The organism is Limnothrix redekei LRLZ20PSL1, assembly GCF_043235035.1.
Classification (GTDB): domain Bacteria; phylum Cyanobacteriota; class Cyanobacteriia; order CACIAM-69d; family CACIAM-69d; genus CACIAM-69d.
On record NZ_JAZAQF010000024.1, the window covers coordinates 2,501 to 5,327 of the forward strand.

2 rRNA genes (1 of these 2 only partly in view) are annotated in these 2,827 nt (G+C 53.2%); both read left to right on the top strand.

What is annotated here, in order from left to right:
• Positions 1 to 2,556, top strand: a 23S ribosomal RNA gene (locus VPK24_RS04620); it begins 257 nt to the left of the window's first position.
• Positions 2,557 to 2,637: 81 nt separating this feature from the next.
• Positions 2,638 to 2,754: ribosomal RNA gene (gene rrf, locus VPK24_RS04625) — 5S ribosomal RNA — on the top strand.
• Positions 2,755 to 2,827: the final 73 nt, after the last annotated feature.

Below are 2,827 nucleotides of genomic sequence, written 5' to 3' on the forward strand. Positions count from 1 at the left end.
AACCAGAGGTTTTTACTTCTGGGGTTGTGGGACGGCAATGTGGACTTGGCGAACTAAGCGAAGTAGTTGAAAGCTACACCAGAGAGGGTGAAAGTCCCGTAGTTGAAAGTTCAAAGAGCCTAGCCGGATCCCGAGTAGGCCGGAGCACGTGAAATTCCGGTTGAATCAGCGAGGACCACCTCGTAAGGCTAAATACTCCTGTGTGACCGATAGCGAAAAGTACCGCGAGGGAAAGGTGAAAAGAACCCCGGGAGGGGAGTGAAATAGAACATGAAACCGTGAGCTTACAAGCAGTGGGAGGCCGATTTAGCGGCTGACCGCGTGCCTGTTGAAGAATGAGCCGGCGACTTGTAGGCACTGGCAGGTTAAACCGGGAAAAGGTGAAGCCAAAGCGAAAGCGAGTCCGAATAGGGCGCTAGTCAGTGTTTACAGACCCGAACCCGGGTGATCTAACCATGGCCAGGATGAAGCTTGGGTAACACCAAGTGGAGGTCCGAACCGACCGATGTTGAAAAATCGGCGGATGAGCTGTGGTTAGCGGTGAAATGCCAATCGAACTCGGAGCTAGCTGGTTCTCCCCGAAATGTGTTGAGGCACAGCGGTAATGATTATAGCCAAGGGGTAAAGCACTGTTTCGGTGCGGGCTGCGAGAGCGGTACCAAATCGAGACAAACTCTGAATACTTGGTGCACACATTACCAGTCAGACGGTGGGGGATAAGCTTCATCGTCAAGAGGGAAACAGCCCAGACCACCAGCTAAGGTCCCCAAATCGACATTAAGTGGTAAAGGAGGTGGGAGTGCACAGACAACCAGGAGGTTTGCCTAGAAGCAGCCATCCTTAAAAGAGTGCGTAATAGCTCACTGGTCAAGCGCTCCTGCGCCGAAAATGAACGGGACTAAATGTCGTACCGAAGCTGTGGAATTCGTAAGAATTGGTAGGGGAGCGTTCTGCCATAGGGAGAAGCATCAGCGGAAGCAGGTGTGGACGAAGCAGAAGTGAGAATGTCGGCTTGAGTAGCGCAAATATGTGTGAGAATCACATACCCCGAAACCCTAAGGGTTCCTCCGGAAGGCTCGTCCACGGAGGGTTAGTCGGGACCTAAGGCGAGGCCGAGAGGCGTAGTCGATGGATACAGGGTGAATATTCCCTGACTACTAGGCTGGAGCTGACCAGGGACGCATGAAAAATAGCTATGCCCTAATTGGATTGGGAGGAGTCTACGGACTCTGCGTAGTAAAAGATAGTGCCAAGAAAAGCTGAGTCAGTGTTGAAAGCCAGTACCCGTACCCGAAACCGACACAGGTAGGGAGGTTGAGAATACCAAGGGGCGCGAGGTAACTCTCTCTAAGGAACTCGGCAAAATGGCCCCGTAACTTCGGGAGAAGGGGTGCCACCGAGAGGTGGTCGCAGTGAAGAGGTCCAGGCGACTGTTTACCAAAAACACAGGTCTCTGCAAAGTCGTAAGACGACGTATAGGGGCTGACGCCTGCCCAGTGCCGGAAGGTTAAGGAAGCTGGTCAGCGAAAGTGAAGCTGGCGACCGAAGCCCCGGTGAACGGCGGCCGTAACTATAACGGTCCTAAGGTAGCGAAATTCCTTGTCGGGTAAGTTCCGACCCGCACGAAAGGCGTAACGATCTGGACGCTGTCTCAGAGAGAGGCTCGGCGAAATAGGATTGTCTGTGAAGATACGGACTACCTGCACCCGGACAGAAAGACCCTATGAAGCTTTACTGTAGCTTGGGATTGGGTTCGGGCTTTGTCTGCGCAGAATAGGTGGGAGGCTAAGAGACTATCCTTGTGGGGATAGAGGAGCCAACGGTGAGATACCACTCTGACAAGGCTAGAATTCTAACTTCGACCCATAAGCTGGGTGAAGGACAGTTTCAGGTGGGCAGTTTGACTGGGGCGGTCGCCTCCTAAAAGGTAACGGAGGCGCGCAAAGGTTCCCTCAGGCTGGACGGAAATCAGCCGAAGAGTGTAAAGGCATAAGGGAGCTTGACTGCGAGACTGACAAGTCGAGCAGGGTGGAAACACGGCCTTAGTGATCCGACGGTTCAGCGTGGAATGGCCGTCGCTCAACGGATAAAAGTTACTCTAGGGATAACAGGCTGATCTCCCCCAAGAGTTCACATCGACGGGGAGGTTTGGCACCTCGATGTCGGCTCATCGCAACCTGGTGCGGAAGTACGTGCCAAGGGTTGGGCTGTTCGCCCATTAAAGCGGTACGTGAGCTGGGTTCAGAACGTCGTGAGACAGTTCGGTCCATATCCGGTGCAGGCGCAAGAGCATTGAGAGGAGTCCCCCTTAGTACGAGAGGACCGGGGGGAACGAACCGCTGGTGTACCTGTTATCGTGCCAACGGTAAACGCAGGGTAGCCAAGTTTGGAGAGGATAACCGCTGAAAGCATCTAAGTGGGAAGCCCACCTCAAGATGAGTGCTCTCATGGTGTAAACCAGTAAGGTCACGGGAAGAAGACCCGTTAATAGGCGGTAAGTGGAAGTGCAGCAATGTATGAAGCTGAGCCGTACTAACAGACCGAGGGCTTGATCTCTGACTTAAGACGAGATTGTGAAAAGAAAGGCTAGAGTTGCTGTGCAGTCCTCAGGGTTTTGGATAAGACCCGGTGAGTTTTCCTGGTGTCAATGGTGCAGTGGTCCCACGCCGATCCATCCCGAACTCGGTTGTGAAACGCTGTTACGGCGACGATAGTTGGGGGGTAGCCCCCTGCGAAAATAGCTCGATGCCAGGTTAATAATTGAAGAGAGGGAGTGAGGGGTTCTAGGTTGCGATCTAGAACCCCTTCCCCTTTGATTCTGGAATTT